The 7,284-nt window shown below is 63.9% G+C and carries 8 protein-coding genes; 3 read left to right on the top strand and 5 right to left on the bottom strand.

Annotated elements, in window-relative coordinates:
* Positions 1-23: 23 nt before the first annotated feature.
* From MOV75_RS21140 to MOV75_RS21155, 4 genes are all read right to left on the bottom strand, one after another.
* Positions 24-1,109, bottom strand: coding sequence for a branched-chain amino acid ABC transporter permease (locus MOV75_RS21140; protein WP_246929386.1), 1,086 nt, complete (start codon positions 1,107-1,109; stop codon positions 24-26).
* Between the two features lies 1 nt (position 1,110).
* Positions 1,111-2,121 carry a branched-chain amino acid ABC transporter permease gene (locus tag MOV75_RS21145; RefSeq protein WP_246929388.1) on the bottom strand — a complete coding sequence of 337 codons (1,011 nt, stop codon included), beginning with the start codon at positions 2,119-2,121 and terminating at the stop codon, positions 1,111-1,113.
* Between the two features lie 288 nt (positions 2,122-2,409).
* Positions 2,410-3,237, bottom strand: a complete 828-nt coding sequence (locus MOV75_RS21150) for an AraC family transcriptional regulator (protein WP_246929390.1) — start codon at positions 3,235-3,237, stop codon at positions 2,410-2,412.
* Positions 3,238-3,361: 124 nt separating this feature from the next.
* The gene (locus MOV75_RS21155; RefSeq protein WP_246929392.1) at positions 3,362-4,612 is read right to left on the bottom strand and encodes an ABC transporter substrate-binding protein; all 1,251 of its coding nucleotides are present in this window, start codon (positions 4,610-4,612) and stop codon (positions 3,362-3,364) included.
* Between the two features lie 267 nt (positions 4,613-4,879).
* Between MOV75_RS21155 and MOV75_RS21160 the strand changes: the two genes are divergently transcribed.
* Positions 4,880-5,737: an SDR family oxidoreductase gene (locus tag MOV75_RS21160; protein ID WP_246929394.1), complete on the top strand. Its 858-nt coding sequence runs from the start codon at positions 4,880-4,882 to the stop codon at positions 5,735-5,737.
* A gap of 47 nt (positions 5,738-5,784) precedes the next feature.
* On the opposite strand, the gene MOV75_RS21165 is transcribed toward MOV75_RS21160, so the two are convergent.
* Positions 5,785-6,300, bottom strand: coding sequence for a ferritin-like domain-containing protein (locus MOV75_RS21165; RefSeq protein ID WP_246929399.1), 516 nt, complete (start codon positions 6,298-6,300; stop codon positions 5,785-5,787).
* 87 nt (positions 6,301-6,387) lie between these two features.
* Between MOV75_RS21165 and MOV75_RS21170 the strand changes: the two genes are divergently transcribed.
* Positions 6,388-6,582 (top strand): hypothetical protein, encoded by a 195-nt coding sequence (locus MOV75_RS21170; protein WP_246929401.1) that lies wholly within the window; start codon positions 6,388-6,390, stop codon positions 6,580-6,582.
* 483 nt (positions 6,583-7,065) lie between these two features.
* Positions 7,066-7,284 (top strand): hypothetical protein (locus MOV75_RS21175; RefSeq protein ID WP_247006526.1); only part of this gene is annotated, 219 nt, incomplete at its 3' end.

The following is a 7,284-nucleotide window of genomic DNA, read 5'->3' on the forward strand; positions in this document are numbered from 1 at the left end:
CGGCCGAGAGGCGTTGCGCGACGCTATCCATGGCCGCGTCCTCTGCCAGGTTGATTTGCAGCCGGACGCCGCTGGCTCTGACGCCAGCGCTGCCACAGGCCGATGACGCCGTCCGAGGACCAGAACACGATGGCGAGGAAGCCGAGCCCGATCAGCAGCCGGAAGCGGTTGCCGTCGAGTCCGAGCCTGACCAGGAAGTCGAGCGCGAATGTGCGCAGCAGCACGAAGATCAGTGCGCCGATAAAGGGGCCGATCGGGCGCGTGATGCCGCCGACGACGGCGATGATCAGCACGTCGATGCAGGCCCCGACGCTGACCGAGCCCGGCGAAATCTGGCGGTAGTTCCAGACCTGGAGCACGCCGGCCAGCGCCGCCACGAAGGAGGCGAAGGCATAGGCGGCGATGCGGTGCGCATTGACGTTGAAGCCGAGCGCCGCCATGCGCCTTGGATTGTCGCGCACGCCCTGGAGAGCGAGGCCGAAGGGGGCGCGCGAAAGATATTCGACGGCGAAATAGCAGAGCGCGGCGACCGCGAGCACGATATAATAGAAGGGAATGTCGGCGCGCCAGTTGACGCCCCAGAAGTGCGGCGTGGCCACGGTGTTGATGCCGGTATGGCCGTTGAAGATCGCCCAGTTCTGGTTCGTGAAATAATAGAACGCCGCGCCGATCGCGAGCGTGATCATGATGGTGTAGATGCCCTCGGTGCGCACCGCGAGCGCGCCGCCGAGCGTGCCGAAGGCGGTTGCCAGCGCCAGCGCCATGGGGACCGCGAGCCACCATGGCCAGCCCAGGCTGATATTGGCGTTGCCGCTGACGCCGAACACCGCGACCATGTAGGCCGAGAAGCCCGCGATGGTGAGCTGCATCAGGCTGACCATGCCGCCATAGCCGGCGAGGAACATCAGGCTGAGCGCCATGGTGCCGAGGATCAAGGTGGAGGCGAAGATCTCGATCAGGAAGAAGCCGTTGGCGATCAGCGGCATGATCAGGAGGATGACGGCGACGACCCAGGCGGCGGGATTGTTGATCTCCGGCCACGTCCGTGCCGCGCGCTGCGCCATTGTGGCGGGACGGACGGCAACGCGGGCATCGTGGGCGAGCGACATGTCAGCGCCTCGCCAACAGGCCTTGCGGCCGGATCGCCAGCACCAGCACCATGATCAGGAAGGTCACGACGATGGCGTAGGTCGGGATGTAGACCGAGCCGAGCTGTTCGGCGAGGCCGATGATCAGCGCCCCAAGTGCGGCGCCGGGGATCGAGCCCATGCCGCCCACGATCACGACGACGAGGGAGGCGAGCAGGAAGCGAATGTCCTCGCCAGGCGACAGCGACTGGAAGGTGCCGCCGACGACGCCAGCGATGCCCGCAAGACCTGCGCCGAACGCGAACACCAGCACGAAGACGAGCTGGATACGCACGCCTGTCGCGGCGAGGATATCGCGGTCGTCGACGCCGGCGCGAATGATCATGCCGATGCGGGTGCGATTGAGCGCAAGCCACATTGCTACGCCAATGACCACCGAGGCGGCGAAGATCACCAGTCGCACCATGGGATATCGGAGATAGACCGGCTCGCCCGAGGACTTGATCGCCGTGACCAGCGGCAGCTCCACGGGGCCGATCAGCCAGTTCGGTGTCTGGATCTGGTAGAAATCGCCGCCGCAGGCCCACAGCATGAGATCGGCGAACACGATCGAAAGCCCGATCGTCACCATGGTCTGCCTGAGATCCTGTCCCTCCATCCGGCGGAACACGATCACTTGGAGCAGGACGCCGACGAGGGCCGTGAGGATGAAGGCGACGATGAAGCTGAGCACCCAGGAGCCGGTCGCCGTGCTGATGGCGTAGCCGACATAGCCGCCGAACAGATAGAGCGAGCCGTGCGCGAGGTTGACGTTGCGCATCAGCCCGAAGATCAGCGTGAAGCCGCTGGCGACGAGGAAGTAGAGCCCTCCGAGCGTGATACCGTTGAAGACGGCGTTGAGGAAGACGCGCTTGCGGCCGACGGCCTCTTCCAGGCCCGGCGGCCAGACCGCGAAGATCAACCAGAGCGCGACGGCAACGGCAATGATTGCGATGAGCGCCCAGGCCGGATGGCGTTCGACAAAGCGGCTCATGCTCCCGCCTCGCCTCGCTTGTGGCAGGGCCATCGTAGATGGGAAGCGGATTCCCGGCGGCCGATCCTTCGAGAAGGCGTGGGTAAACCCCGACCTTCCCAGAGCGAGCGAAGCTCGTCTCGGCCCCGCAAGCGGGGCGAGGGGGCATGCAAGCCGATGCCGGCTGCTGGCCTCGCCATGGACGTGCGCTCCCGTCGGTCGCAATCCTCTCTCGGGATCGCGTTGCCGACATCCTAGCCGGGCTCGGAGGGGAACGTTTGATCGTGAGTATCTTTTCGTGGCCCGCGCTCAGGCGCGCAAAATCTTGGCCGCGCGACGATAATCGGTCGGGGCCATCCCCACATTGGCGGCGAAGAAGCGGGTGAAACCGCTTTGCGAGGAGAAGCCGAGATCGAAGCCGATATCGGCGATCGGCGTCTCGCTCGCCACCAGTGCTTCGAGCGCCTGTTCCATGATCAGCGTGTTGAGATAGAGGTTCGGCGTAACGCCGGTCTGGACGCGGAACAGCCGATAGAAATGCGGACGCGACAGGCCGGATTCCCGCGCGATCGTATCGAGCTCGATCTCAGCGCCGGGGCTTTCCGACATCATCTTGATGCATTTGCGCACGCGAAAATCGGTGACGGAGCCGCTTGCGCGAGGATCGCGGGCGATCTCGGCCTGCTGCCAGCTTTCGTCGTAGCAGATGTCGATCAACCTCCGCAGTTCGGAATCCAGACTGGAGAGCGATGGTGCGCCGCACACGAGCGCGGCGGTCCGCCTGATGTGCTTGTCCAGGGCCGGCGTGCGCTTGAACTGGGTGCGGCCGAAACGCAGCCGGTGAGTGCCGGATGCATCGGGTGCAAACCATTCGGCATTGACGTAGAGCACGAAGAAGATCGCGCCGCCGTCCAGATCGGCCGGCAGGAAGTTGTGCGGCTCCCAGGGATTGACCGCGACGACGGACGTTTCGGTGAGATCATGGTGCCCGTCGGACACGTCGATGCATGCGGGCATGCCGCCGACATGGAAGATCAGATGACCTTCGCGATGGGCGTGAATATTGAAAGGGCGGTTCAACTGATAAACCGTCGCCCGACCGAACCGGCCGTGGAAGACGGCGAGCGCACGGCTCATGCCTTCCCCTCCCGAATGTTCTTGTCTTTTCACTCAGCGTTCAACAACGCCGACGAGATTGCAAGAGCGGAGAGCGACCGCGTCAGCAAGTCGCTCCCCGGTTGTCCGTTGCAGGCGCGATGCGTCAGTACTTCTTACATTCCGGCACGGTGCGGCTCGGCAGTCCGATCTTCGAGAATACGGCTGGATCATAGCCCAGCGTCTGGTTCACGTTCGGGATCACCTTCACCACCTTGCTGAACAACGCGCCCTTGCCGTCGTCGACGACTTCGGTGACGAAGTTGGTGCCGATCGCCTGCCGGTTGGAGTCGAGCTTGATCTTGCCGTTCGGCGCGTCGATCTCGATCTTCGCCAGCGCAGCCTTGAACTTCGACTGGTTGTTGGAGAGATCGCCGTTGACCTCGCGCAGGGCGAGGATCAGGGCCATGGTCGAGTCATAGTAATTGGTCGCGAGCAGTGACGGGCTCGGGAAGCGCTTATTGGGCGGGAAGGCGTCCTGATAGGCCTTCACGAATTTCTGCCAGCCCGGATCTTCCCAGGTATCGGCCTGGCCACTCGCCGCGATGGTGCCGACCAGGGCATTCTTGGCGTTGCCCTTGGACGACAGGATGGTCTGGTCGATCATGATGGAGCCGCCCATCAGATGCGCCTTGCCGCCGGCCTGCTGATACTGGTTGAGGAAGTTGACGGCGTCGGCGCCGCCGAGGCCGAGATAGATCGCGTCGACATCGTCGGGCAGGGCGGCGATGACCGATGCGAAATCCTTGGTGCCGAGCGGCACCCATTGCCGGTTGGTGATCTGTCCGCCGGCGCCGCAGAACTCGAGCACGAGGCCGAACACCTGGGTGTAGATGAAGGAATAGTCCTCGCCGACGGTTGCGATCTTGCGATACTTCTTTTCGTCATAGGCGTACTTGCCGAGGCCCACCTGCCACTGCGCGCCGTCCATGTTGTAACGGAAGAAGTTCGGGGCCGGATCGACGTAGGTCGTTTCCTGTGCGCCGGACGCCGCGTTGATGAACGTCAGCTCGGGGTGGGTCTTTGCGAAGTTCTTGACCGCGATGCCCTCGTCGCCGGACAGCGGCGAGAGCAGGATCTGCACCTTGTCCTGCTCGATCAGCTTGCGCACGGCGCGCACCGCGGAGTCCGGTGTCGCGTCGGTCGAGGCGACGATGAATTCGAGCTCCTTGTCGCCGATTTTCTTGCCCAGCACGTTGAGCGCGGTCTGGTGGCCGCGCATGCCGTCCTCGCCGAGCACCGTGTAGGTGCCCTCGAGCGTCGCGGTCACGCCCACCTTGATCTTTTCCTGGGCGATCGCTGCGCTTGAAAGAAACAGGCTGCTCAGCGCGAGCAGTCCCACACTGCATTTCGACATTGTGCTCCTCCCTGTGACGTCGATTTATGGCCGTACCGAACCGGCGCGGCGCCGCGTGGCTCTCGAAGGCTGGCTCTCGAAGGCCCGCGGCTTTGATGAGAAGCTAGCCGAACTCGGATGCGGTGCATGCGTGAGCGCCTCGTCCGGCTTGACTGGCAGTCTCATTTTTGAATGTTGCGGCGCAAAGGGTTCCGCGGTGCAGCAGCGCGGTCACAGGAACGCTTCCTGCGGGGCTCCGTTAGCGGAGCAGATCCCTGGAGCTGCTTCATGACCGACTATCCAAAGCCACCTTATCCGCCGCAGCAGCAACCGATGCCCGGCTCGACGCGGGCGATGCGGCCACGCCCCGATCATGGCGAGGAGAGTTACAGAGGCTCGGGACGTCTGGCCGGAAAGAAGGCGCTCATCACCGGAGGTGACAGCGGCATCGGCCGCGCGGTCGCGATCGCCTACGCGCGTGAAGGCGCCGACATCGTCATCTCCTATTTGAACGAGGACGAGGATGCGGCCGAGGTCAAGGCGCTGGTGGAGCGGGAAAGACGCAAGGCGATCCTGATTCCCGGCGACATCCGCAATCCCGAGCACTGCCGCTCCATCGTGCGTCGCACGGTCGAGGAGCTCGGCGGCATTGATATCCTCGTCAACAATGCGGCCCATCAGGCCACGTTCAAGGACATCGGAGACATCAGCGACGAGGAGTGGCGGCTCACGTTCGAGACCAACATCCACGCTATGTTCTATCTGACCAAGGCCGCCGTTTCTCACATGCGGCCGGGAGCTGCGATCATCAACACGGCGTCGGTGAACTCGGACATGCCGAACCCGACCCTGCTGGTTTACGCCACGACCAAGGGCGCCATCCAGAATTTTACCGGTGGGCTTGCGCAAATGCTGGCGGAGAAGGGCATTCGGGTCAACGCCGTTGCTCCGGGCCCGATATGGACGCCGCTGATTCCATCGACCATGTCGGAGGAAAGGGTCAAGAACTTCGGCAAGCAGGTTCCGATGCAGCGCGCCGGCCAGCCGGCCGAGCTTGCAACCGCCTATGTCATGCTGGCCGATCCGCTATCGAGCTACACCTCGGGGGCGACGTTGGCCGTCACCGGCGGAAAGCCGTTCATTTGACGAGAACCGTGGCGGCGCCGGAAGCCGGGCCGCCACGTCGCAAGCGGTCAGGCCGCGTTGGACGCCTTGGCGTTGACGCCCTTGCGCAACGCCACGGTGTTCAGCTTGGTGTTGGCAGCCTTCTCTTCATTCAGATTGGTGGTGAGGAAGCGCACGATGTCGTCGTGGCCGAGTGCTTCCGCCCAGGCGATCAGCGTGCCGTAGCGGCACATTTCGTAGTGCTCCACGGCCTGTGCATTGGCGACGATCGCGGCGTCGAGCACGGCCTTGTCCTCAATCTCGCCGGCGGTGGCGTCGGCTTCTTCGATCAGGCCATCGATGGCCGGACACTGCGTGCCGCTGGGCTGCTTGCCGAGCTTGGCGAATACTTTGTCGAGCCGTTCGACCTGCTTGTTGGTCTCGTCCAGGTGAGCTTTCAGCCCGGTGGCGAGATCCCTGTTGGTCGCCTTGTCGATCATCTTGGGCAGCGCCTTCAGGATCTGCTGCTCCGCGTAGTAGATGTCCTGCAGCCCGTGCAGCAGCAGGTCTTCCATCGATTTGATGTCCTTGGTGAATAATCCCATAAAAGACGCCTCCTTTTCACAATGATGACACTGGAACGCTAGACCGCCGCAGCTGTTCCATTTCCGTGTGCAGACCAGGAGAGCCGAATGAGCGATGGAGTTGATCATCTCGCGGGCCTGCTCGGACGCGCCGCCATGGACGTGTGGGGCGACATGCCTCGCGACATCCAGGAGGCGCTGTTCGAGACCGCCATGAAAGGACGCGAGAGCGAGCGCGAGGAGCTCGCGCGGCTGCTGCACGAGCGGCATCCGCGCACGCTTCATCCGGCGCGGCCGGGATGAGATCCAGAAGCGGAACGATCATGCGAGCTCACGATTGGTAAATTGGGTGGCGCGTCGCCGAATGGCTCGCATGAGACCGCGGCAGGCGCATCGCTCAACCGTTGATCAAATCTGTGAGTCGATCGCCGTGACTGAGATGAACATCGGAAAATGGTACGACCCGATCTCGGAGCGGTGGGTCGTGCCTCGCCAAACGCGCGCCGATTATGGTCGGTCCAGCGTTGAGAAGGTGCCGGAGGGTCACGCGCGGGACGAGGCGCAGCGGATCTGGCGGCTGTTGGTCGATTGCTGCGCGGGCGGGTGAGGCCGAACTCCGGCGCCTGGGGGACGCCCTGTCCAAGCGCGCATCGTCATAGTGTGATCACGACGTCCGCGGCGCGGGGCAGCCCAGCGTTTCCGTCAAGGCTGATCTCGACGACGTCCGGAACGGATCGGTATATTACCAGCCCGATTGCGGACCGGACCCGGAATAAGGATCAGATGATGGACGATACGATTGGCTTCCCCGACCCCGGTCTCGACCTGTCGGATGGCTTCAAGCCGCACACCTCGCATTGGGGGGTGTTTTCCGCGCGTCAGGGCGCGGCCGGGCTGGAGGTCAGGGCCTATGCGGGCGACCCCGATCCGAACGGCATCATCGACAATTTCCCCGGTGCGCTCCGCCACCAGGCGCGGATCGCCCAGCCGGCGATCCGCCGCGGC

Source organism: Bradyrhizobium sp. PRIMUS42, assembly GCF_023006515.1.
Lineage (GTDB): Bacteria > Pseudomonadota > Alphaproteobacteria > Rhizobiales > Xanthobacteraceae > Bradyrhizobium.